Below are 23,782 nucleotides of genomic sequence, written 5' to 3'. Positions count from 1 at the left end.
ACCCGAACCATGAACGCGACGCCGCGTTCCAGCAGTCGATCGCATCGTCGCGCGCTGGCTCATCGGCGGCGGATGTCGACGCGTGCCTGCCGTTCCCCCTCCCCGCCGGGGAGCGTGGGAAACTGGGCCGATGGGTGAGCGTCCTGGAGCATGAGGTCTTCTCGGAGGCGGAGGCTGCCCGGCTGCTACGGGTCGCCCAGTCGACGCTGCACTACTGGCTGGAGGGAGGCGAGCGCAGAGGGCGCAGCTACAAGCCCGTGCTGCGGACCGAGTCGCGCGGCGCCCGTTCGGTGACCTGGGCCGAGTTCGTTGAGGCGGGGCTTCTGCGGGCGTACCGCCGTACCCACCGGGTACCGATGGTCGAGTTGCGGGCGTTCATCGATCTGCTCCGCGAGCAGTTCGGGGTGCCCTACCCGCTCGCCGACCGCCGTCCCTACGTCGCCGGCAAGAAACTCGTGCTGCAGGCGCAGGCCGAAGCTGGCCTCGACCCGGAGTATTGCCTGGTGGCCGCAGTGGGCAACCAGTTGCTGCTCACTCCGCCGTCGGCGGCGTTCGTCGAGCGGATCACCTGGGACGGTGACGTCGCCGCCGGCTGGCGACCGGACCCCAACCCTCAGTCCCCGGTACGGATCCTGCCGGATGTCCGGTTCGGTCGGCCCTCGATCAAGGGAATCAGCACCGAGGTGCTCTGGGAGCAGGACGAGGCGGGGCTGGACGTCGACGAGATCGCGGAGATGTACCGGCTCGATGTGCCCGATGTGCGGTGGGCGCTGGCGTACGAGAATTCCCAGCGGGCGGCGTGAGCAGGGTCAAGCCTGCCGAGGTTTCGCTGGCCTGACGCGAGTGAGCCGGGTGGCAGCGTCACCCGGCTCACTCGTTGTCAGGACTGTCCGCGGACCTCGGCCGCGGCGGCGACGAGGTGGCGCAGCGAGGCTTCGACCTCGGGGTAGCCGCGGGTCTTGAGGCCGCAGTCCGGGTTGACCCAGAGCCGCCGCGCGGGGACGGCGGCGACCGCCCGGCGCAGCGCTTCGACCACCTCGTCCAGGGCCGGGACGCGCGGGGAGTGGATGTCCCACACGCCGGGGCCGACGCCGCGGCGGTACCCGATGGCGGCCAGGTCGTCGAGTACCTCCATCTTGGAGCGCGACGCCTCGATGCTGGTGACGTCGGCATCGAGGGCGTCGATGGCGGTGATGACGTCGCCGAATTCGCTGTAGCAGAGGTGGGTGTGGATCTGGGTGCTGTCGGCGACGCCGCTGGTGGCCAGCCGGAAGGCGGCGACGGCCCAGTCCAGGTAGGACTTCTGGTCGGCCTGGCGCAGCGGGAGGGTCTCCCGCAGGGCCGGTTCGTCGACCTGGATGACCCGGATGCCGGCGGCCTCCAGGTCGCGGCACTCGTCGCGCAGGGCGAGCGCGACCTGGTCGGCGGTGTCGGCCCGGGGCTGGTCGGTGCGCACGAACGACCAGGCCAGCATGGTGACCGGTCCGGTGAGCATGCCCTTGACCGGCTTGGTGGTCAGCGACTGCGCGTAGGTGGACCAGGCGACCGTCATCGGCGCCTTGCGGGCCACGTCGCCGTAGATGATGGGTGGGCGCACGCAGCGGGAACCGTAGGACTGGACCCAGCCGTTGTCGGTGGCGGCGAAGCCGTCGAGTTGCTCGCCGAAGTACTGCACCATGTCGTTGCGTTCCGGCTCGCCGTGCACCAGCACGTCCAGGCCGAGCTGCTCCTGGAGGCGGATGACGTGCTCGACCTCGGCCCGCATCCGCTGGGCGTAGCCGGCGTCGTCGAGGGTGCCGGCGCGTAGTTCGGCGCGGGCCTTGCGCAGTTCGGCGGTCTGCGGGAAGGAGCCGATGGTGGTGGTGGGCAGCGGCGGCAGGGTGAGCCGTTCCTGCTGGGCGGCGGCCCGCTCGGTGTACTCGCCGCGCCGCCGGTTTGCCGGGGCCAGCGCGGCGAGCCGGCCGCGCACGTCGTCGTGCCGCCACGCGGCCGGGGGCGGGGGCGGCGGTTCGGGCAGCTGGGCGGTGCCGTCGCGCAGCGCCTTCCCGAGCAGGACGACCTCGTCGACCTTCTGCCGGGCGAACGCGAGCCGCTCGTACAGGTGCGGGTCGAGGCGGGTCTCGGCGGACAGGTCCACCGGGACGTGCAGCAGCGAACACGAGGAGGAGACGGCGACGTGGTCGGCGAGGGCGGTGACCGTCGCGCCGGTGGTGACGGCCTTGCGCAGGTCGGCGCGCCAGATGTTGTGCCCGTCGACGAGCCCGGCGACGATCGTCTTGCCGCGCAGTGAGCGGGCGGCGGCCAGCCACCGCAGGTTGCCGGGGCCGGCGACGAGGTCCAGGCCGACCGCCTCGATCGGGGTGTCGAGCAGGGCCGGCAGGGCGGCGCCGAGTTCACCGAAGTAGGTGGCCACGAAGATCTGCGGCCGGTGTGCCAGGTCCCCGAGCCGGGTGTAGACGGCGCGGAGCGCGTCGATCTCGGCGGCGGTGCGGTCCGCCACGTAGGCGGGTTCGTCCAGTTGCACCCACGCGACACCGGCGTCGGCCAGGGCGGCCAGAATCCGCGCGTACGTGTCGACCAGGTCGTCGAGCCGCGCGAACGGGTCGGCGCCCTTGGCCAGCAGCAGGAACGTGGCCGGGCCGACGAACACCGGGCGGGTGGTGATCCCCAGCGCGCTCGCCTCGGCGTACTCCCGCAGGGCCTTCTCGGGGTTGGCGGTGAAGACGGTGTCCGGGCCGATCTCGGGAACCAGGTAGTGGTAGTTGGTGTCGAACCACTTGGTCAGTTCGAGGGCCGGCTCGGCGTCGACGCCGCGGGCCATCGCGAAGTAGGTGTCCAGGTCCGTCAGGCCCAGCCGGCGGAACCGCTCCGGGACGGCGCCGACCGCGACGGCGGTGTCGAGCATGTGGTCGTAGTAGGAGAACGTGTTCGACGGGATCGCGTCCAGGCGGGCGTCACGCAGCGTCTGCCAGACCTCGGCCCGCAGCCCGGCGGCGGTCGCTGCCAGGGCGTCGGCGTCGATCCTGCCGGCCCAGTAGGCCTCGACGGCCTTTTTCAGTTCCCGGTTGGCGCCGATGCGCGGGTAGCCGAGCACGGTGCTCTGCCCGAAGGTGGTGCTCACAAGGGGTCCTTCCCTCGAAGTTCCCGGCGAGCGGGAGGGGGAAGGCGAGGTACGCGGGGTACCGGCTTCCGCCCGGGCCCTCCCGAGAGGCCGCCGACGGCACACACCGGCGGTGTGCGCGGCGCTGGCAGGTCTTCGGACTCGCGGGCATGACCCGAAGGTCGCCTACCGGCCGTCGCTTCCCAGGCCCGGGCGGGCCCAGTGCTTCATGACGGCGTTCGTTCCCGCTTACCGCTGCGGGGCAGTCCCGGACTCGCACCGGGTTCCCTCTTGCGACGCCCCGTCCGTGGCGGTCGGGGCGAACCAGCACTGCCGGCCATCGTACCGGGATCGGCGGCGGAGCCGCCGCCGTCCTGGGCAATGAGAATCGCCCGGGACGGCGGCGGGAAGCAGCGGATCAGAAGTCGTCGTCGAAGCCGACCGTGCCGGTGACGCCGACCTGGTAGGCCGAGACGCGGCGTTCGAAGAAGTTCGACAGCTCCTGCACGTCCTGCAGTTCCATGAAGGCGAACGGGTTCCCGCTGCCGTAGAGCGGTTCGATGCCGAGCGCGGCCAGGCGCCGGTCCGCGACGTGCTGGAGGTACTCGCGCATGTCGGCCGGGGACATGCCGGAGACGCCCTGCTCCAGCAGGTCCTCGGCGAACTGGACCTCGCACTCGACGGCCTCGGCGAGCATCTCCCTGACCTGCTGCTCCATCCGCGCGTCGAACAGGTCCGGCTCCTCCGCGCGGACGGTGTCGACCACGTCGAACGCGAACGCCATGTGCATGGACTCGTCGCGGAACACCCAGTTGGTGCCGCTCGCCAGCCCGTGCAGGAGCCCCCGGGAGCGCAGGAAGTACACGTACGCGAAGGCGCCGTAGAAGAACAGGCCCTCGATGCACGCCGCGAAGCAGATCAGGTTGAGCAGGAAGGCCCGCCGGTCCTCCTTCGTCCTCAGCTCCCGCAGCTCGAAGATCGAGTCGATCCACTTGAAGCAGAACTCCGCCTTGCGGGCGATCGACGGGATGTTCTCCACCGCGGCGAACGCCTCGAACCGCTCCTGCTCGTCGGGCACGTAGGTGTCGAGCAGGTTCAGGTAGAACTGGACGTGCACGGCCTCCTCGAACAGTTGCCGGGAGAGGTAGAGCCGGCCCTCGGGCGAGTTGACGTGCTGGTAGAGGTTGAGCACCAGGTTGTTCGCGACGATGGTGTCGCCGGTGGCGAAGAAGGCGACCAGCCGCGAGACCAGGTGCTGCTCGGCGGGCGACAGCTTGTGCAGGTCGGCGAGGTCGGAGTGCAGGTCGACCTCCTCGACGGTCCAGGTGTTCTTGATGGCGTCCCGGAAGCGGTCGAAGAAGCGCGGGTAGCGCATCGGCCGCAGGGTCAGGTCCATGCCCGGGTCGAGCAGCAGGTGCCGCTCGCCGGCGGCGCTGGAGCTGGTGCGGGCGTCGGGAATGGTGGTCACTGGCAGGCCTCGCAGGATTCGGGGTTTTCCAGGGAGCAGGCGAGCGCTTCGGCGTCGGGCAGGACGGCGATCGGCGCGGTTGCGGCGGCCGGTGCGACCGGCACGGTGGCCTGCTGGATGCGCGTCGCGGGGCGCGAGCGCAGGTAGTACGACGTCTTCAGGCCGGACTTCCAGGCGTAGAGGTACATCGAGGAGAGCTTGCCGATGGTCGGCGCGCTCATGAACAGGTTCAGTGACTGCGACTGGTCGATGAACGGCGCCCGCGCGGCGGCGAGGTCGATCAGCGCGCGCTGCGGGAGTTCCCACGCGGTCCGGAACAGTTCCCGGACGTCGGCGGGCAGCTCGGCGATCTGCTGCACGGAGCCGTCGGCCCGCTTGATCTGCTCCCGGATCGCCGACGTCCAGAGCCCGCGCGCCTTCAACTCCCGTACCAGGTAGGTGTTGATCTGAAGGAACTCGCCGGACATGGTCTCGCGCTTGAACAGGTTGGACACCTGCGGCTCGATGCACTCGTAGCAACCGGCGATCGAGGCGATCGTGGCGGTCGGCGCGATCGCGATCAGCAGCGAGTTGCGCAGTCCGTGCTCGGCGATCCGCTCCTTGAGGGCCGCCCAGCGCGGGGTCTGCTCCATGTCCGCACCCCAGATTTCGGGGTGCAGCTCGCCAGCGGCGGCGCGGGTCTCGGGGTACGCCGGGTGCGGGCCGAACCGCTGCGCCAGGTCGGCGGACGTCTCCAGCGCGGTCAGGAAGATCTCCTCCTGCACGCGGGTGGACAGCGCCCGGGCCTCGGCCGAGTCGAACGGCAGGCGCAGCGCGAAGAACGCGTCCTGCAGGCCCATCAACCCGAGCCCGACCGGCCGCCAGCGCGGGTTGGACGCCGCCGCCTGCGCCGACGGGTAGTAGTTGATGTCGATCACCCGGTCGAGGAAGACCACCGCGGTGCGGACCGTCTCCCGCAGTCGCGCCCAGTCGATGCCGTCCGCCGTGACGTGCGCGCCGAGGTTGACCGAGCCCAGGTTGCAGACCGCCGTCTCGTCGTCGGAGTTGACCTCGAGGATCTCGGTGCACAGGTTGGACAGGTGGATCGTGTTGCCCGCGGCGCCGGTCTGGTTCGACAGCCGGTTCGACCGGTCCTTGAAGGTCATCCAGCCGTTGCCGGTCTGCGCCAGGGTGCGCATCATCCGCCCGTACAGCTCGCGGGCCCGGACCCGCCTGACCGCCTTCTTCTCCGCGGCCCGGTACGCCTCGTCGAACTCCTCGCCGAACAGGTCCGGCAGTTCGGGCGCGTCCGACGGGTCGATCAGCGACCATTCGCCGTCCGCCTCGACCCGGCGCATGAACTCGTCCGGGATCCAGTTCGCCAGGTTCAGGTTGTGCGTGCGGCGGGCGTCCTCGCCGGTGTTGTCGCGCAGCTCGAGAAACTCCTCGATGTCCGGGTGCCACGGTTCGAGGTAGACGCACGCCGCGCCCTTGCGCCGGCCGCCCTGGTTCACCGCCGCCACGCCCGCGTCGAGGGTCTTCAGGAACGGCACGATCCCGTTCGACTTGCCGTTGGTGCCCCGGATCAGCGCGCCCCGGCCACGCACCCGCGACCAGGAGATGCCGATCCCGCCGGAGAACTTCGACAGCTTCGCCACCTGGTGGTAGCGCTCGTAGATCGAGTCCAGTTCGTCCTGGGGCGAGTCCACCAGGAAGCAGGACGACAGCTGCGTGTGCCGGGTGCCCGAGTTGAACAGGGTCGGCGAACTGGGCAGATAGGCCAGCGACGACATCAGCCGGTAGAAGCCGATCGCCTCGCCGGGCGTCTGCGACAGTCCACAGGCGACGCGGAGCAGCCAGTACTGCGGGGTCTCCACCACGAGGCGGGTCTCGGGGTGGCGCAGCAGGTAGCGGTCCGCGACGGTGCGCAGCCCGAAGTACTCGAACCGGAGATCGCCGTCGAGGTCCACGGCGTCGTCGAGCTTGCGGGCGTTGCGCGCCACGAACGCCGCCGCCTCGGCACCGATCAGCCCCTGCTGGTGGGCGTAACGGATCGACTGGCTGAAGCTGGCCACGCCCTGGCCGCGGACCTCTTTGTCCACGTACGCGGCGAGCAGCCGCGCGGCCAGCTTGGAGTACTGCGGCTCCTCACCGATCAGCTCCGCCGCGGTGTGGATCGACAGCTTGTCCAGTTCCGCGGTGGTCGCGCCGTCGTACAGGCCGCTGATCGTCTTCGTGGCGACCCGTAGCGGATCGACGTCGTCCAGGTCGCCGACCCACCGCTCGACCGCCTTGACGATCTTGTTCACGTCGACCGGTTCGAGGTCGCCGTTGCGCTTGCGGACCCGCATCGCGTGCCGGCGCTGCGTCGGCACCGCCTGATCGGGCGCGCCCTGCTCCTGCGTCGCCGTCATGTCCCCCTCCTCACGCCACTGAACGAGGTCGACGAGCGCGCAGGGGACGCCACCGGATCCGTACGGCGTCAGGCCGCACCGGTCCGGCCGATGGCGTCGGCCGTCCCGCGCGGCCTCCGACCGCCACACGCGGTGCGTGTGGCGCGCTGGCAGGTCTTCGGACTCGCGGGCGTCGTGCACACGGACGTCGTGTCCGCGCCTACTGGCCGTCGCTTCCCAGGCTCTCGCCCAGTGCTGTGTGACGGCGGTCGTTCCCGTTCACCGCTGCGGGGCAGTCCCGGACTTCCACCGGGTTCCCTCTTGCCTCGCCCGCCGTGTGTCGGCGGCCGAACCAGCTGCGAGCAACACCATATATGGCCCACCGACCGAAAGCACAACACAAGATGATGTGTCGGCGTGTCGCGTTCGCGCGATCGACGGCCGGCCATCGCCGCGGTGCGTCGCACCCGAATGGCGGCGCACTCTTCCGTGGCCCTGTCCGCACCCCGTACGCTCACCGCCACCGCGGGTCCGATCGATCCGTGGCGGCCGGGCAGTACGCATCGTCGTCGATGGGGCACCGCACCCGTCGCTGGCTGTCCGGGCGACGGCACAAGGCACTGGAGGGCCACCGCTCGTGTCGGTACGAAGAAGCCCTGGGCAACGCTCAGGCCGGAAACTGTTCGCTCTCACCGCGCTGACCGCCCTGGCGGTCGGCACCGTCACCTACTCGGGCCCGGCGCAGGCCGTCCCCGATTCCAGCACCGATCTCTACCTGGTCCAGGTTGCGGACGCGCCGGTCGCCTCGTACGGCGGCGGCGAGGCCGGGCTGCCGGCCACCAAGCCGGCCGTGGGCGCGAAGCTGAATCTCGGCTCCGCCGCGGCGCGGGCCTACCGCGGCCACCTCGCCGCGAAGAAGAAGGACATCCTGCGCAAGGGCGGCGTCGGCGCGAACCAGCAGGTCCGCGAGTACGACGTGACCTTCAACGGCTTCGCGGCCAGCCTGACCGCGGCGCAGGCCAACGCCCTGCGGCACACCGCCGGCGTGGTCAACGTGTGGAAGAACGAGATCCGCCAGGCGGACACCATCTCCACGCCGCGGATGCTCGGCCTCGACGGCAAGAAGGGGGTCTGGGACAAGCAGTTCAAGGGCGACAAGCACGCGGGCGAGGGCGTCATCATCGGCGTCATCGACACCGGCTTCTGGCCCGAGAACCCCAGCTTCGCCGCGCTGCCCGAGCCGCGCCCGGACGCGAAGACCATCGCCGGCAAGTGGAAGGGCACCTGCGACCAGGGGGTCAGCGACACGATCACCTGCAACAACAAGGTGATCGGCGCCCGCTACTACAACGCCAGCGGGGTCGGCGACCGGTTCGCCGGGGAGTTCAAGTCCCCGCGGGACTACAACGGCCACGGGTCGCACACCGCGTCGACGGCGGCCGGTGACTTCGGCGTCCCCGCCACGATCAACGGCCTGCCGGTGGGCAACGTGTCCGGCATGGCGCCGGCCGCCCGGATCGCCGTCTACAAGGCCCTGTGGCAGCAGTCCGACGGCAACGGCAGCGGCGCCACGGTCGACCTGGTCGCCGCGATCAACGACGCCGTCGCCGACGGCGTGGACGTCATCAACTACTCCATCTCGGGCTCGACGACCTCGTTCGTCGACCCGGTCGAGCTGGCGTTCCTGGGCGCCGCCGACGCCGGCGTCTTCGTCGCCGCGTCGGCCGGCAACAACGGCCCCGCGGCGAGCACCGTCGCGCACAACTCGCCGTGGGTCATGACGGTCGCCGCGAGCACGCACGACCGCTCGTTCACCAAGACGGTGACCCTGGGCAACGGGTCCACCTACAGCGGTGTCGGTGTCGGCGGCGCGGTGGCCTCCACCGGGCTGGTCGATGCGATGACCGCGGGCAAGGCGGGCGTGCCGACCGGCGACGCCGAGCTGTGCCTGCTCGACTCGCTCGACCCGGCGAAGGTGACCGGCAAGATCGTCCTGTGTAAGCGGGGCGTCAACGCGCGGGTGGAGAAGAGCCAGGCGGTCCGGCAGGCCGGCGGCGCCGGGATGATCCAGTACAACGATCCCGACAACTCGCTCAACGCGGACTTCCACTTCGTCCCGTCGGTCCACGTGGACCAGGCCGCCGGCCTGGCGATCAAGGCTTACGCGGCCACCGCCGGCGCGACCGCGGCCCTGTCCGCCAGCGTCTCCGGCACCGCCCAGGCGCCGGAGATGGCCGCCTTCTCGTCCGCCGGTCCGGCCCTGGCCGGCGACGGCAACCTGCTCAAGCCGGACATCACCGCGCCCGGTGCCGATGTCATCGCGGCGGTCGCCCCGCCGGGCAACAGCGGCAACAACTGGGACGCCTACTCCGGCACCTCGATGTCCAGCCCGCACATCGCCGGGCTGGCCGCGCTGCTGGTCGGCAAGAACCCGACGTGGTCCCCGATCTGGGTCAAGTCGGCCCTGATGACCACGGCCGGGCAGGTGGACAACGCCGGCCGGCCGATCCAGCGCGCGGGCACCGACGCCACCCCGCTGGACTTCGGCGCCGGGCACGTGCGGTCCGCCGCCTCGTTCACCCCGGGCCTGGTGTACGACAGCGGCTACGCCGACTGGGTGCGGTTCCTCTGCGGCACCGGGCAGGTCATCGGGCCGGCCTGCACCCTGTACGGAAAGATCGACGTCAGTGACCTGAACTACCCGTCGATCAGCATCGGCGCCCTGTCCGGCACCCAGACGATCACCCGTACGGTGACCAACGTCGGCAACGGCGCCGGCAAGTACCGGGCGAAGGTGTCGGCCCCGGCCGGCTTCTCGGTGTCCGTCTCGCCGTCGGAGCTGCACATCAAGAAGGGGCAGAAGGCCACCTTCACGGTGACCGTCACCCGCACCACGGCTGCTCTCGGCCGGTTCTCGTTCGGCTCGCTCACCTGGGTACCGAACGAGAGCGGCGTCTCCGAGGTGCGCAGCCCGATCGCGGTCCGCGCCACGGCGATCGCCGGGCCGAGCGAGATCAGCGCCGCCGGTGCCAGCGGGACCGCCGAGGTCAAGGTCCGCGCCGGCTACACCGGCACCCTGACCGCGAACGTCGGTGGCGCGGTTCCGGCGAACGTCACGGCGATGAACCTGGTCGGGACGAACACCACGTTCAGCTCGGCCGCGCCGGCCGCCGGCCCGGCGGTCGGCAAGGTCACGGTGACCGTGCCGGCCGGTACGAAGGTGGCCCGGTTCGCCACCTTCGACGCCGACTACGGGGCCGGGACGGACCTCGACCTGTACGTGTACAGGTCGGGCCAGCTGGTGGCGCTGAGCGGCAGCGGCACCGCCGAGGAGTCGGTCACGCTGACGGCGGCCGGCACCTACGAGGTGTACGTGGTGCAGTACGCGCTGCCGCCGGGTCAGACCCAGGCGACGGTGAAGCACTACGACTGGGCGGTCGGTGACGCGACCGGCAACCTGACGGTGACACCGGCCAGCCAGGCGGTGACGACGGGCGCCGAGGCGTCGCTGACCCTCGGCTGGACCGGCCTCACCGCCGGTACCCGCTACCTCGGTCTGGTCGTCCTGAACGACGGGACCAGCGAGATCGCCCGGACGATCGTCAACCTGAACGCCTGACGATCCGCGCACATCCCCGGCCGGCAGCCCCGAAAGCGGTGGCTGCCGGCCGGATCCGTCTCCCGGGACCGGTCGAGTTCATTGACGCAGACGAATGTGGATGATAATCGATGTTCATCCATCGATTCGGGCTCACGACCGGCCCCCCGAAAGGGAGTACGCCATGCGACCCATCCGCCTGCTGGCCGCGCTAGTCGCCGCGCTGGCCATGCTCGCCCTGCCGACCGCCGCCCACGCGGCCACCGTCATCGACAACTTCGCCGCCGACTCCGGCGACGCCTGCCACTACGGCGCCACCAGCGGCACACTCGTCTGGCGCTACGGCGCCATCTCCCCCCTGCCGGGGGCCGGTGTCGACCTCAAGGGTCAGGTCACCGACCGGCCGCTGCTCGCGGACCCGGGCATCTCCTGCCGCGACGACGGCTACTACAGCACGGCCACCTTCACCGCCTACGCCGGCAACGTCGCCGTCGACCAGCAGAGCTACTCCGCCAACAACGCCATCGTCACTTTCGGATTCACCCTCGGCACCAACTCCGCGGTCGCCCGCATCGACCGCGTCGTGGTGCAGGTCTGCCGCAGCCCGCTCATCACCTTGCCGCCCAGCTACTGCGGCCGGGCCGTCACGTACCTCGCCCCGCCCACCGCCTGACCCGGTAGCGCCCTGCCGTCGGCGGGCCGCGGTACCGGTTGATCACACTCCTATGGATAAGCGTCTGTGGGCGGCGTTACGTCGCGCCGCGCCCGGGTGTGGCGCGGCATGCGCTGACGTTCCATCCGGAAGCACCCTCCGGGCCTGCCAGCCCGGAGGGTGCCCCGCCACGCGTCACTTGCCGGTCGGCAGCTTCAGGCCCTTCAGCATGTCCGAGAAGTCGGCCGTCTCCGCGGCGGGCGGCGCGGTCACCGACACCGGCGTACCGAAGTCGCTGTACGTGACGGTGCTCTCGGTCCGGCCCGCGACCGAGCGGACCCGGCGCGGCTGGTAGTTCTCGTCCACCCACAGGTCGACGGTCATCTCGGCCGCGCCCATCGCGCCGAGCTGCTTCTTGACCTCCGGCTGCACCTTGACGTCGAGCTGCTTCAGGTACGTGTCGATCGGCGCGGTGCCGGTGTAGTGCATGGTGCGGGCGCCCTCGACCTGCTCCTCGCCGACCGCCTTGAGCGTGCCGCCGGCCAGCAGCAACCGCACCTGCTTACCCGGGTCCATGTCCTGGAACTGCCTGATGGCGTCGCCCCCGCCGGCCTGCTTGGCCAGCTCGGTGAGGTCGAGCTTCATCCACTTCTTGCCGTCGAGCCCGCCGCGATCGGTGGCCGGGATCTGTATGTACTCCACCGCGCCGATCAGGCGGACGGTCATCTTCCCGTCCGGCATGTCCATGGTCAGCTCGGCCTTCATCGGGTCGCCGTAGGCGATGACGCCCTCGGCCTTGGTGGCCACGCCGTCGAACCTGGCCTCCATGGTCAACCGCATGGACCTGGTGTTCTTGGTGACCTCGGCGACCTTGTGCACCGAGCCGGTCACGTCGCTGGCCAGGAGCGCGAGCACGTCCGCCGGCTTGGTATCGCCGCCCGCGGACGGTGCGTTCGGGGCGGTCCCGCAGCCGGCGCTCAACGCCAGTGCCAGCGCCGAGACGGCCACTGTGCTGATCTTGATTGTCCCCCGCACGGGTATCCTCCGGTGTAGACGGTCGTGTCGAGCAGGCAAGGTAACGCATGCCGGCAAGTCCGGTCAGCCGCGTTTCGATCGTTTCGCGTGATCGGTTCCCGCCGCCCGTCGCGGGTGCCGGCCGGGGCCGGCACCCGCCGCGGATCAGAGGGTGCGGGCGAGGCGGTCGGCGAGGAGACGGGAAAAGCGGGCCGGATCCTTCAGGTCGCCACCCTCGGCCAGCAGCGCCATGCCGTACAGCAACTCCGCCGTCTCGCCGAGTACCTCGTCGGCGCCGCCCTGCTCCTGAGCCGTGCGCAGGCCCGTCACCAACGGGTGGGTCGGGTTCAGTTCGAGGATCCGCTTCACCGGCGGCACCTCCTGCCCCATCGCCCGGTACAGCTTCTCCAGGGTGGGGGTGATGTCGTGCTCGTCGCCGACGATGCACGCCGGGGAGGTGGTGAGGCGGGTGGAGAGGCGGACCTCCCTGACCTCGTCGCCGAGCCGCTCGCCCAGCCAGGCGAGCAGGGCGTCGAAGCCCTCGGGTCGCTCCTCCTGCGCCGCGCCGAGGTCCACCTGACCCTTGGCGATCGACTGGAGCGGCTTGCCGTCGAACTCGCCGACCCGGTCCACCCAGATCTCGTCCACCGGGTCGGTGAGGACCAGCACCTCGTACCCCTTGGCGCGGAACGCCTCCATGTGCGGCGAGTTCTCGATCATCGAACGGGATTCGCCGGTCATGTAGTAGACGGCGCTCTGGCCCTCGGGCATTCTCTCCACGTACCCGCGCAGCGTGGTCAGCGATTCCGCGTCGTGCGTGGAGGCGAGCGAGACGACGTCGAGGATCGCCTCGCGGTTCTCCTCGTCCTCGATCAGGCCCTCCTTGACGGCCCGCCCGAACTCCCGCCAGAACGTCTCGTACCGGTCGGCGTGGTTGGCCATCATGTCCCTGACGGTGGCGAGCACCTTCTTCACCAGGCGCCGCCGCACCACCTGGATCTGCCGGTCCTGCTGGAGGATTTCCCGGGAGATGTTCAGCGACAGGTCGTGCGCGTCCACCACGCCCTTGACGAAGCGCAGGTAATGGGGGATCAGCGCCGCGCAGTCGTCCATGATGAAGACGCGCTTGACGTACAACTGGACGCCGCGCCTGGCCTCCTGCATGAACAGGTCGAACGGCGCGTGGGAGGGGATGAACAGCAGCGCCTCGTACTCGAAGACGCCCTCACCGCGCATGTGGACGATGTCCAGCGGGTCGGCCCAGTCGTGGCTGACGTGCTTGTAGAACTCGTGGTACTCCTCGTCCGCGACCTCGCTGCGCGGGCGGGCCCAGAGGGCCTTCATCGAGTTGAGCGTCCGCGGCTCGTCGGCACCCTCGGCGGCCATGCGGATCGGCCAGGCGATGAAGTCCGAGTACCGCTTGACGATCTCGCGGATCTTCCACTCGGTGGTGTAGTCGTGGAGGTTGTCCTCGCTGTCCTCCGGCTTGAGGTGCAGGGTGACCGTGGTGCCCTGGGGCGCGTCCTCGACGGCCTCGACGGTGTAGGTGCCCTCCCCGGTGGACTCCCACCGGGTGCCCTCGCTCTGCCCGGCACGCCGGGTCACCAGGGTCACCGTGTCGGCGACCATGAACGTCGAGTAGAAGCCGACGCCGAACTGCCCGATCAGTTCCCGCGACGCGGCCGCGTCCTGCGACTCCCGCAGTTTGCGCAGCAGTTCCCCGGTACCCGACTTGGCGATGGTGCCGATCAGTTGCACCACCTCCTCCCGGGACATGCCGATGCCGTTGTCCCGCACGGTCAGCGTGCGCCGTTCCTTGTCGACCTCCAACTCGACGTGCAGGTCCGACGTGTCCGCGACGAGTTCCTTGTCGACGAGTGAGGAGATGCGCAGCTTGTCCAGCGCGTCCGAGGCATTGGAGATCAGTTCCCGGAGGAAGATGTCCTTGTTCGAGTAGATGGAGTGGACCATCAACTGGAGCAGCTGGCGCGCCTCGGCCTGGAACTCCAGCGTTTCAACCCCGTTGCTCACCTGGTTACCTCCCGATGCACTTCTGTCGCCACCGAGAATACGAAACAACCGGCCGGTGCCGGCCGCGGCACCGGCACTCCCGGGTACGTGGCCGCGCCGGCCACTACCGGCCCCTGACGGCTCCCCGCCGGGGCGCCGGCGCCGTGACCCGTCGAGGGGACCGGACCGGCTGCGTGGCGAGCCAGGCGTCGAGCTGCTCCGGGTCCATCGGCTCGCCCGGCAGCGGCCCCTGCACCCCGCTGCACCCGTACGTGGTGAGCGCCGCGAGCACGTCCTGCGCGGCGACCCCCTCCGCGACCGTGGCGATATTCAGCGAGCGGGCCAACTCGATCGTGGAGCGGACCACCGCCGCGTCCTGGGTGCTGCGGGGGACCGGCGCGACGAACGAGGCGTCCAGCTTGATCTCGTCGACCGGCAGGGTGCGCAGCCGGGTGAGGGACGGCGCGGACCGTCCGTAGTGGTCCAGCGCCAGCCGCAGCCCGAAGTGGCGGAACTGGCCGAGCGCGCTCGAGGTCCGCCGGGGGTCGACGAGCAGCACGTCCTCGGCGACCTCCAGGGTGACCGCGCCGGGCGGGATGCCGGCCCGGTTGATCATCTTGGCCAGGTCGTACGGGAGCTGGCTGTCCAGGATGTCCGGCACGTCGATGTCGGCGGCGACCCCCAGTTCGACGCCGCGGGCCAGCCAGCCGGCGCAGGCCTGCACGCTCGACTCGAGCAGCGCGCGGGTGAGCCGCCGGCGCAGCCCGACCCGGGCGGCCAGCGGCTGCACGTCCTCGGCCTCGATCAGGCCCCGGTGCGGGTGGTGCCAGCGCAGCACCGCCTCCAGCGCCACCGGCCGCCCGGTGGCCACGTCCACCTTGGGCTGGTAGTACGTGACGAACTGCTCCTCGGCGAAGGCGCGCAACAGGTCCGGGAACAGTTGCGGGCCGAACCGGCTGCCGGCATCCAGCGCCGGGTCGTACGCCTCGATGCCCGTGCCGTGCTCCCGCGCGGTGCGCAGCGCGTCGGCCGCGCACCGGATCAGCGCCTCCGGGGTGGCGGCGTGTGCCGGCGCCGCCGCGATGCCGGCGCTCACCTCGATGTGCACCGGCAGGTCACCCGCCTCCACCGGCTCGGCGAGGACCCCCACGAGCGCGCGGGTCTGGGCCAGCACCTCGGCCGGGTCGGTTCCGGGCCGCACCGTGCGCAGGACCGCCAGTTCCACGCCGCCGAGCCGGGCACAGACCGCGTCCGCCGGGATCTCCCGGCGCAGCCGCTCGCCGACCGCGTTCAGGACCAGGTCGCCGACCGGGTAGCCGAGGGTGCCGTTGATCTCCGACATGTGGTCGATGCCGAGGATGGTCAGGTACAGCTGCGAGCCGGGCCGCAGCCGGTGCAGCAGCGTGGGCAGCTCGGCGTCCAGGGCGCGGCGGTTTCCCAGCCCGCTCTGCAGGTCCGTGTGCGCGGCGACCCGGGTGCGGGCCAGCTCGCGGGTCTGCTCGAAGGTGAGCGCCGTGCGCACCCCGGCGGCGATCAGGCAGGCCGCGGCCAGCAGCACCGCGACCGGGTGCAGCCGGACGAACGTGCCCACCACCAGCACACCGAGCGCCGCCAGCGAGAACAGGATCGGCACCAGCAGCGCCGCGAAGCCGCGCACCTCGGTGGTGACCCGCCGGCGCGGCAGCGAGGCGGCGTAGGCCATCAGCGTCAGGCCGAGAATCCACAGCCCGTCGATCCAGCCGCCGTCCTCGTAGGTCTGGTGGTCGAGGGCGATCAGGTACGCGGTGTCGGCGACGGCGAACAGCGCGGCGCCCAGCCCGAGCAGCCACCAGACCGGGTCGGGGCGCCAGCGCACCATGGTCAGCGCGGCGACCGCCACCGCCAGCAGCACGAGGTCGCCGACCGGGTACAGCAGGTTGGTGATCTGGCCGGCCAGGTCGGCACCGTCGTCGGTGTGCAGGACCTGCCCCATCGCGATGCCGCTGAACACCGCGCCCGCGGCCAGCGAGCTGACCAGCGCGTCCAGCCAGACCGCCGCGGGCAGCCGCCGGGCGGCGCCCCGGGCGAGCAGGATGAAGCCGGCGTACGCCAGCGGATACAGCCCGACGTAGCAGGCGTCGGCCACGGACGGCACCGGGATGTCGCCGGCCGGCCGGTTGGCGAACGTGGCCGTCCAGTACACGTCGCCGACCGCCCAGCAGGCGATGCCCAGCCCGACGCAGGTCCACGTCGCCCGGGCGGTGCGCACGAGCGCCGGGCGCAGCAGCGCGAGCAGGGTCGCGCAGATCAGGAGGCCGCTGTACCCGACCGTGTCCAGCAGCGGTGGCCGGTGGGCGAGCGGGATCAGCGTGCTGACCAGGTACGCCACGGCGATCGAGGCGGCCGCGACCCGGACGGCGCGGTACGGCCCGGAACCGAGCACGGCGGCGTCCCGGTCCAGCGCCTCGGTGGCGGGCATGGTCGTCATCGCGACCCCTCTCGCGCCGGTCCGGCTCATCGCCGCGGAACTGTAGGGAAACGGAGTGTACGGCGGATGAGGAATGCGTGCGGGGCCATCAGACCGGCATACCGGGCATCAAATTTGAGGCTTTTCCCGAACGCGGTCGAATTGATCGTGATCCCTGCCCGGGTTCGACGCTCCGAGGCCGATCAGCCCGGAAAGTCGGACACCCGCGGCGGTCAGACCCGGAAGGAGAGGCGGGAAAGCAGCCGTTCGGCCTGGGTGGCCGGTACCGGTCGGGAAAAGGCGTACCCCTGGCCCAGCGGGCAGCCCAACTGCAGCAGCCGGTCGCGGTGATCGCTCGTCTCGATGCCCTCGGCGATCAGGTCGATGCCGAGGTTGCGTCCCATGAGGACGATCGTGCGGACCAGTTCCCCGCTGCGCGTGTCCAGGCCGAGGCGGGAGACGAAGGAGCGGTCCACCTTGAGGGCGTCGATCGGCAGGCGGTGCAGCGCCTCCAGGGACGAGTAGCCGGTACCGAAGTCGTCGATGTGCACCTGGCAGCCGAGCGCGTGCAGATCCTCCAGCAGCTTGCGGGCCTGGTCCACGTTGTCCATGATGACGCCCTCGGTGATCTCCAGCGCGAGGCAGCCGGGGTCGAGGCCGGTGCGCTCCAGCGCCTCCCGGATGTCGTCCAGCAGCGTGCCGTGCCAGAACTGGCGATTCGAGACGTTGACGCTGACCCGCAGGTCGGGTCGGCCCCCGCTGGCCTGCCAGGCGGCGATCCGGCGGCAGGACTCGGTGAGGATCCACCGGCTGATCGGCAGGATGAGGCCGGTCTCCTCGGCCACCGGGAGGAAATCGTCCGGGCCGACCAGGTCGCGGGTGGGGTGCCGCCAGCGGATCAGCGCCTCGAACGCCATCGTGCGACCGGTGCGCAGGCTGACGATGGGCTGGAAGTGCGCCTCGAACTCGCCGCGCTCGACCGCCTGGCGCAGTTCGGTCTCCAACTGGAGGCGGTTCACCGCGCGGGTGTGCATGGCCACGTCGAAGATCGCGTGCGAGCCCTTGCGCTGCGACTTGGCCTCGTACATCGCGATGTCGGCGTCGCGCAGCAGATCCTCGGCCTCCGAGTAACGGGCGCTGCTCAACGCGATGCCGATGCTGGCCGTGACCACCACGTCCTGCCCCTCGAGGTGGAACGGCTCGGCGAGCGCGGCGTGCAGGCGGGCCGCGACCTCGTTCGGCCGGCCGAGATCCTCCACGCCGTCGAGGAGCAGCAGAAACTCGTCGCCGCCGAAGCGGGCGGCCACGTCCGACTCGCGCAGCCCGCTCTTGATCCGCTCGGCGACCTGGATGAGCAGGCGGTCGCCGGCCGAGTGGCCCAGGCTGTCGTTGACCACCTTGAAGCCGTCGAGGTCCAGGAACAGCACGCCGAAGTGGCGGTCCGGCCGGCGCTTGGCGCGGGCGATGGCCTGGCGGAGCCGGTCCAGGAACATCGCCCGGTTCGGCAGGCCGGTGAGGTGGTCGTAGAGGGCGGCCATCCGCAGCCGCTCCTCCTGCATGCGCAGCGCGCCGAGCACGCCCTGGTGGTCCAGCGCCACGGCCACCAGGGCCGCCCACTGGTTGATGGTCTCCCGCCCGTTGGCGACCCGGGTGTCCACCGAGTCGACCACGGCGAGCAGCCCCCAGTCGCTGGTGTTGACCTTCACGGGTACCACGAAGACCACCCGACCGGGGCGGCTGCCGGCGGCGTCGACCAGGTCGCGCGGCGGGAACTTGGCGACCGGGATCCGGGCGCTGGGCTCGGTCGCGGCGCCGGGGCGCTCCCGCAGGTAGAGGCCGACCGGGTTGAGCGCGGCCTTCGGGTCGGCGCCGGCGCGGCCGTCCGCCCACAGGCCGAGACAGCCGGCCCAGGCGGACGTGCGGGCCAGCCAGCTGAGGCGCTGCGGGTCCTGCTCGTGGCTGCGCAGCAGGTCCATGCTGACCTCGAACTGGGTGCTGAGCGTGGCCTGCAGGTACATCGCGTCCTCGTGCTGGGCGCGGCCCTGGGTCTGCATCAGGGTGAGGATGGCCGACTGGATGCTGTCGCCGATCTGCTGCACCGAGTCCGCGTCGCGGCCGGGCACCAGCGTCGCCTCGCGCCCCGCCTGGTGGACCAGGTGCGCCATCTCGACCAGGCTCTCCGGGCGGCCGTTGTGCTGGAACAGCAGCTCCAACTCGGTGCGGACCACCTCGGCGGCGGGCGGGAGGGTCGTGCCCCCGCCACCCGGCTCCCGCGGCGTCGTCGGGCGGTGCGGCGTCGCGGGGTGGCGCGGATTCACCGGCGCCGCGGCGAGCACCGCCCGTGCCTCGCCGTCCGGCATCGGGCAGCCGCAGGACTCCCGGACCACCAGCGCGGTGGGCACCTCGATCCGGCCGGGGTCGGGTGGGTCGCCGGCCAGCAGGCGGGTGAGGGTCGCCACGGCGGCGGCGCCCAACCGGTCCACGGGTTGCCGGACGCTGGTCAGCCGGGGCATCGCGAACGAGGCCGCGCGCAGGTCGTCGAAGCCCACGACCGCCTGGTCGCGGGGCAGTACCCGGCCGGCGGCGACGAGCGTGCGCATGAGCCCCATCGCGTTGAGGTCCGTGCCGGCGATGACGGCGGTGGACGGCAGGCCGGCCGCGAGCATCATCCGCGCCGCCGCGTCGCCGCCGCTGACCTGGTTGTTGTCGACCTCGTAGGTCAGCGCCGGCCGCGGCTCGATCCCGTACGCGGCCAGCGCCTCCCGGTACGCGGTGTGCCGCTCGCGCACGTCCGCCGTGCGCAGGTACCCGGCGAACGCGATCTGCCGGTGACCGTGCTCGATCAGGTGGGCGACCGCGTCGCGAATGCCGGTCCCGTTGTCCGCGCGGACCGCCGGCAGGCCCACGCCCGGGTACTCGTGCCCGACCAGCACCACCGGGCGGCCCGACTCCCGTACGGCGGCCAGGTACTCCGGGCCGGCCGCGTTCGTGACCACCACGAAGCCGGCGATGTGCTCCCACGCCAGCGGGTGCCGGACCTCCGGCGCGATGTCGACCTCGATCTGGTCGGTGCCGGCGTCGAGCGTCTGTATCGCGAGGACGGTCGAGCCGGCCCGGTGCGCCGCCTCGGCGATGCCGGCGAGGACGCCGCCGTAATACCAGCCACCGAGGAAGGGCGACAGGACGCCCAGCGCGCGCTTGCTCGGCACGAGCTCCACGCCTCCTTCGCTGACCGGCGGACCGCGGCGGCATCGGATCGGATCCAAGGGTATGCACCGGCAAGGCTCCGTATGGCCCATCACGGTACAGCGGGGACCACGCATCGTGCGCCGACTGCCTACAGTGTCCAGCGGGGAGGAACGCGCATGGTCGACAGTGTTGTGGTGAGCCCGGCCGCGCTGCGATCCCGGGGTGGTGAGGTGGCCGGGCTGGCCGAGCGGCTGGCCGGGGTGCGCCGGCGCTGGGCGCCGGTCGCCGACGAGCCGGGCGGCGCCCTCGGCTACCGGGAATCCACGCAGCGGTACGCGGAGTTGGCCGACGCCTGGTTCGGGGAGCTGGGCGGGTACGTGCGGGTGCTGGAGGAGTTGGCCGCCGGGCTGACCGAGGCGGCCGCCGGTTACCGGGCCGCCGACGACGAGGCGGCGCGGCGCATCGCGGCGGCCGGCCCGTGACCGCCGCCGAGCGGGTCCAGATCAGCCAGGTGCTGCACCGGCTGGACGAGACGCTGGCCGCGCTGAACCCGGCCAGCGTGGTGTACCGGCTGGAGAACGCGATCCACGCGGTGGCCGATCCGCCGCCGGGGGAGCCGGGGCGGCTGCGCGACCTGGCCGCCGCGTACCGGGACGCGGCCCGCGACCTGGCCCCCATCGCGGCCGAGGTGCGCGCGGTGGCCAAGGCCGGCGGGCTGCCCGCGGTGTGGAGCGGACCGGCGGGCGGGCGCGCCGCCCAGGTCGTCACCGCCACGGCCGACCTGGTGGACCGGGCGCCCGCCGCGTTCACCCTGGTCGCCGGGGCGCTGGAGGAGTACGCGGAGTCCGTCGAGCGGCTGCGCGCCCGCCACGCGGACCTGCGCCAGGCGCTGTTCGACGCCTGGCACGAGGCGTCCCGGGTGGTGCTGCTCGGGGTGACCGTGCGGATGGTCGACCCGACCAGGCTGGCGGGGCTGGTGCGCCGGGCCACCGACCTGGTGACCGGCTGCCGGGCCGTCTACCGGGAGAGCCTGACCGCGGCGGAGCGGCTGGAGGGCCGGCTCGCGGACGCCCGCGGGCGGGCCCGCACCGACGCCGCCCGGCGGGCCGGCCGCCCGGTCGCGGAGGCGGTCCTGCTGGCGAACGCGGCCACCGGCCCGACCTCCGGTGGGGACAACGCGATCCTGCCGCTGGCGCAGGTGGAGCGCGCCGCGCGGTTGCGGGCGGCGCTGTCGCCGGCCGACAGGGCCACATTGGATGGGGTGCTGGCCGCCGCCACGGACCCGGTGGAGGAGGCGTACCTGCTGAAGGCGTTCGCCGCGGGGCACACCGTGGCGGAGGTGGTGACGTTCGCCGCGCAGATCGCCGGACGCGGCCGGGAGTGGCTGCGCACCCACCTCAGCCTCGTCGACCCGGGCCGGGTCGGGCCGGTCCGCTTCAAGGGCACGCCGGTGCGCCAGTACGACGCCTACACCTGCGGGTCGACCTCGGTGCTGCTGGCCCGGGCGATGACCGACCCGCTGTACGCGCTGCGCCTGACCACGGGCGGCGAGCCGGACGACGACGCGCAGACCGGTGCGGACGCCTTCGACCGCCGGCTCGCCGCCGAGGAGCAGCGCATCCACGACGGGACGAACCTGATCTGGCCGCAGCGGCTGGGCACCACGCCGTGGGGTGTGGCCGGCGCGCTGACCGAGGGCGGCGACGGCTACCGGTGGCGGCTGGTCGACGACGGCGACCCGCGCAGCGTCGATCCGGCGCTGCGCGACGCGGTGACCGCCGTCGACGCGGGGCGGCCGGTGCCGATCCTGCTCGGCGATGTCGCGCCCACCCATTACGTGCTGCTGGTGGGGCACGAGGAGGGAGACCTGCTGGTGTATGAGCCGAGTGGTGGCGAGGTGGTCCGGGTGCCGGAGGACGACTTCCGTGCCGGGCGGATGCGGGCGCTCGGACCGGCGCACGTGCAGGCCGTCGTCACGCCGGGCGGGTAGCGGTGGGCGCGCTGGGAACCGGCTTCGCCGGCCTGCTGGGGCTGTTCGGCCTGCTCGTCTGCGGCGGGCTCGTCGCGCTGGTCGTGGTGCTCGCCGTGCGCTCGTCCCGCCGCGAGCGGGCCCGGCTGGAGCGGGTGCGCCAATGGGCGGTCGGGCAGGAGTGGATGTACACCCCGAACCCGGCCACGGAGTGGCCCGCGCGGCTGCCCGGGCACAACCGGCGGGGCGTGCGGTTCGCCGTGGCGGGCCGGGCGCGCGGCCACCACGTCCATGTCGGCGCGTACTTCTACGGCGAGAGCTCCACCACCACCGGCGCGGACGGCACCTCGTTCAGGTCCTCGACCACGCACACCTTCGTGGTGGTCGCGGTCCGGTTCCCCCAGCCGCCGTACCAGCCGATCGGGGTCCAACCGCGTGGGGGGCTGTCGAAGATGGGGCGGGCGCTGTTCGGCGACGAGCGTTCGGTCGGCCTGGAGCAGTTCGACCGGCAGTTCCGGGTGACCGCGAGCGATGCCGCGTACGCCCGGCGGATGGTCGGCCCGGCGCTGGTCCAGGCGCACCTGAGCGGCGCGGTGCCTGCGTGGGAGTTGTACGGCAACGAGTTGCTGGCGTACTTCCCGGGCCGGATCGACGAGCCGGAGCGGATACCGCGGTTCACGGCGCCGGTCCTGCGGGTGGCCGAGTTGCTCGGCCGGTGAGCGGGGGCACCGGGGCAGTACTTGCGTAGCGGAATGTTGCGGCATCAAGTATCGTTCGGGTGGGTGTTCAGATCGCTCCCGAAGGAGGAGTCATGCCCGCCGTCACCGCCCCGACGCTGCAATTGCCGCGCACCCCGCTCACCGACCCCGCCGTCGACCGCGACCGGCCGGTGGTCAGCCTCACCACCGCACCGACCGGGTACGAGGGCGAGGGCTTCCCGGTCCGCCGGGCGTTCGCCGGCGTCGACCTGAGGAGTCTCGACCCGTTCATCCACATGGACCAGATGGGCGAGGTGGACTACGCGCCGGGCGAGCCGAAGGGCACGCCGTGGCACCCGCACCGGGGCTTCGAGACCGTCACCTACATGATCGACGGCGAGTTCCAGCACTCCGACTCGCAGGGCGGCGGGGGCCTGATCACCAACGGCGACACGCAGTGGATGACGGCCGGCAGCGGCCTGCTCCACCTCGAGGTGCCGCCGGAGCACCTGGTGGTGAGCGGCGGGCTGTTCCACGGCTTCCAGCTGTGGGTGAACCTGCCCCGCACGCTGAAGTTCACCGCCCCCCGGTACCAGGACATCCGCGCCGGCAAGGTGGTGCTGCTCTCCTCGCCGGACGGCGGCGCGCTGCTGCGGGTCATCGCCGGCGAGGTGGCCGGGTACCGCGGGCCGGGCGTCACCCACACGCCGATCTCGCTGGTGCACGCCACCCTGGCGCCGGGTGCCTCGCTCACACTGCCCTGGCAGCCGGAGTACAACGCGCTGGTCTACGCCATGGCCGGCACCGGCAGCGTCGGCGCCGAGCGGCGGCCGATCCGGATGGGCCAGCTCGCCGTGTACGGGTCGGGGGACACCGTCACGGTCGCGGCCGATGCGGCGCAGGCGTCCAACAGCCCGCACCTGGACGTGCTGATCCTCGGTGGCAGGCCGATCCGCGAGCCGGTGGCCGCGTACGGGCCGTTCGTGATGAACACCCGGGCCGAGTTGGTGCAGGCGTTCGAGGATTTCCAGGCCGGCCGGCTGGGCACCATCCCCGCCGCGCACGGCGCGGTCCGGGGCGCCACCGACGACGCCTGAGCCCGTCGGTACGGCACCGTGTGTTGTTACCGAACTGTAACTTGTCGTTGAGCGGGTCACCCCTGGTGTTTCCCGCGGCGCCATCCACAGCGGATACGTCCGAATTGGCGGGCTATCCCGGCGGGTGGCGTGGTGACGGACCGTGACGGTTGGTGGCGACCCGCGGGGG

General features: G+C 71.9%; 14 protein-coding genes and 2 riboswitches. Of the genes, 7 read left to right on the top strand and 7 right to left on the bottom strand.

The window, feature by feature from the left end; genetic code table 11:
- Positions 1-134 precede the first annotated feature (134 nt).
- Positions 135-803 carry a DUF433 domain-containing protein gene (locus KJS59_RS20785; protein ID WP_213454619.1) on the top strand — a complete coding sequence of 223 codons (669 nt, stop codon included), beginning with the start codon at positions 135-137 and terminating at the stop codon, positions 801-803.
- Between the two features lie 77 nt (positions 804-880).
- Here KJS59_RS20785 and metE read toward each other — a convergent pair whose 3' ends face one another.
- The 3 genes from metE to KJS59_RS20770 form a co-directional block, all read right to left on the bottom strand.
- Positions 881-3,121 carry a 5-methyltetrahydropteroyltriglutamate--homocysteine S-methyltransferase gene (gene metE, locus KJS59_RS20780; protein ID WP_213454618.1) on the bottom strand — a complete coding sequence of 747 codons (2,241 nt, stop codon included), beginning with the start codon at positions 3,119-3,121 and terminating at the stop codon, positions 881-883.
- Positions 3,122-3,230: 109 nt separating this feature from the next.
- Positions 3,231-3,444: riboswitch (cobalamin riboswitch) on the bottom strand.
- 74 nt (positions 3,445-3,518) lie between these two features.
- On the bottom strand, positions 3,519-4,496 hold the full coding sequence (locus KJS59_RS20775; protein WP_249714585.1) for a ribonucleotide-diphosphate reductase subunit beta: 978 nt from the start codon (positions 4,494-4,496) through the stop codon (positions 3,519-3,521).
- A 68-nt stretch (positions 4,497-4,564) separates the two neighbouring features.
- Positions 4,565-6,961, bottom strand: a complete 2,397-nt coding sequence (locus KJS59_RS20770; protein WP_213454616.1) for a ribonucleoside-diphosphate reductase subunit alpha — start codon at positions 6,959-6,961, stop codon at positions 4,565-4,567.
- 131 nt (positions 6,962-7,092) lie between these two features.
- Positions 7,093-7,312, bottom strand: a riboswitch (cobalamin riboswitch).
- Positions 7,313-7,577: 265 nt separating this feature from the next.
- Here KJS59_RS20770 and KJS59_RS20765 point away from each other — a divergent pair.
- Together KJS59_RS20765 and KJS59_RS20760 are read left to right on the top strand one after the other, a co-directional pair.
- Entirely contained in the window at positions 7,578-10,559 is a 2,982-nt protein-coding gene (locus KJS59_RS20765) for a S8 family peptidase (protein WP_249714564.1), read from the top strand.
- A gap of 163 nt (positions 10,560-10,722) precedes the next feature.
- Complete coding sequence (locus KJS59_RS20760) at positions 10,723-11,211, top strand: hypothetical protein (protein WP_213454615.1); 489 nt, start codon at positions 10,723-10,725, stop codon at positions 11,209-11,211.
- A gap of 174 nt (positions 11,212-11,385) precedes the next feature.
- Here the strand turns inward: KJS59_RS20760 and KJS59_RS20755 are convergent, their stop codons facing one another.
- The 4 genes from KJS59_RS20755 to KJS59_RS20740 form a co-directional block, all read right to left on the bottom strand.
- Positions 11,386-12,225, bottom strand: a complete 840-nt coding sequence (locus KJS59_RS20755; protein WP_213454614.1) for an LppX_LprAFG lipoprotein — start codon at positions 12,223-12,225, stop codon at positions 11,386-11,388.
- Positions 12,226-12,369: 144 nt separating this feature from the next.
- Positions 12,370-14,235 (bottom strand): molecular chaperone HtpG, encoded by a 1,866-nt coding sequence (htpG, locus tag KJS59_RS20750; RefSeq protein ID WP_213454613.1) that lies wholly within the window; start codon positions 14,233-14,235, stop codon positions 12,370-12,372.
- A 103-nt stretch (positions 14,236-14,338) separates the two neighbouring features.
- Positions 14,339-16,681, bottom strand: coding sequence for a bifunctional diguanylate cyclase/phosphodiesterase (locus KJS59_RS20745; RefSeq protein WP_213454612.1), 2,343 nt, complete (start codon positions 16,679-16,681; stop codon positions 14,339-14,341).
- A gap of 212 nt (positions 16,682-16,893) precedes the next feature.
- Positions 16,894-19,869: an EAL domain-containing protein gene (locus KJS59_RS20740; RefSeq protein WP_213454611.1), complete on the bottom strand. Its 2,976-nt coding sequence runs from the start codon at positions 19,867-19,869 to the stop codon at positions 16,894-16,896.
- Positions 19,870-20,025: 156 nt separating this feature from the next.
- Between KJS59_RS20740 and KJS59_RS20735 the strand changes: the two genes are divergently transcribed.
- The 4 genes from KJS59_RS20735 to KJS59_RS20720 all read left to right on the top strand — a co-directional run bounded on the left by KJS59_RS20735 (position 20,026) and on the right by KJS59_RS20720 (position 23,613).
- Complete coding sequence (locus KJS59_RS20735) at positions 20,026-20,331, top strand: type VII secretion target (RefSeq protein ID WP_213454610.1); 306 nt, start codon at positions 20,026-20,028, stop codon at positions 20,329-20,331.
- A complete protein-coding gene (locus KJS59_RS20730; RefSeq protein WP_213454609.1) occupies positions 20,328-21,839 on the top strand; it encodes a WXG100-like domain-containing protein in 1,512 nt (503 codons plus the stop codon). Before KJS59_RS20735 ends, KJS59_RS20730 begins: the two co-directional genes overlap by 4 nt.
- A 2-nt stretch (positions 21,840-21,841) precedes the next feature.
- The gene (locus tag KJS59_RS20725) at positions 21,842-22,537 is read left to right on the top strand and encodes a hypothetical protein (RefSeq protein ID WP_213454608.1); all 696 of its coding nucleotides are present in this window, start codon (positions 21,842-21,844) and stop codon (positions 22,535-22,537) included.
- 92 nt (positions 22,538-22,629) lie between these two features.
- Entirely contained in the window at positions 22,630-23,613 is a 984-nt protein-coding gene (locus tag KJS59_RS20720) for a pirin family protein (RefSeq protein WP_213454607.1), read from the top strand.
- The last annotated feature ends 169 nt before the right edge of the window (positions 23,614-23,782 follow it).

It is taken from the genome of Rhizomonospora bruguierae, assembly GCF_018397995.1.
Classification (GTDB): Bacteria; Actinomycetota; Actinomycetes; order Mycobacteriales; family Micromonosporaceae; genus Rhizomonospora; species Rhizomonospora bruguierae.
Note: the sequence above shows the minus strand (reverse complement) of the source record. Positions and strands in the feature narration are given on the sequence as shown.

What these genes read in the sequence shown, in the direction of transcription:
- KJS59_RS20760 (WP_213454615.1), top strand. Translation starts at nt 10,723, where the DNA reads ATGCGACCCATCCGCCTGCTGGCCGCGCTAGTCGCCGCGCTGGCCATG.
- KJS59_RS20720 (WP_213454607.1), top strand. Translation starts at nt 22,630, where the DNA reads ATGCCCGCCGTCACCGCCCCGACGCTGCAATTGCCGCGCACCCCGCTC.
- KJS59_RS20775 (WP_249714585.1), bottom strand. Translation starts at nt 4,496, where the DNA reads ATGGACCTGACCCTGCGGCCGATGCGCTACCCGCGCTTCTTCGACCGC.
- KJS59_RS20745 (WP_213454612.1), bottom strand. Translation starts at nt 16,681, where the DNA reads ATGACGACCATGCCCGCCACCGAGGCGCTGGACCGGGACGCCGCCGTG.
- KJS59_RS20770 (WP_213454616.1), bottom strand. Translation starts at nt 6,961, where the DNA reads ATGACGGCGACGCAGGAGCAGGGCGCGCCCGATCAGGCGGTGCCGACG.
- KJS59_RS20735 (WP_213454610.1), top strand. Translation starts at nt 20,026, where the DNA reads ATGGTCGACAGTGTTGTGGTGAGCCCGGCCGCGCTGCGATCCCGGGGT.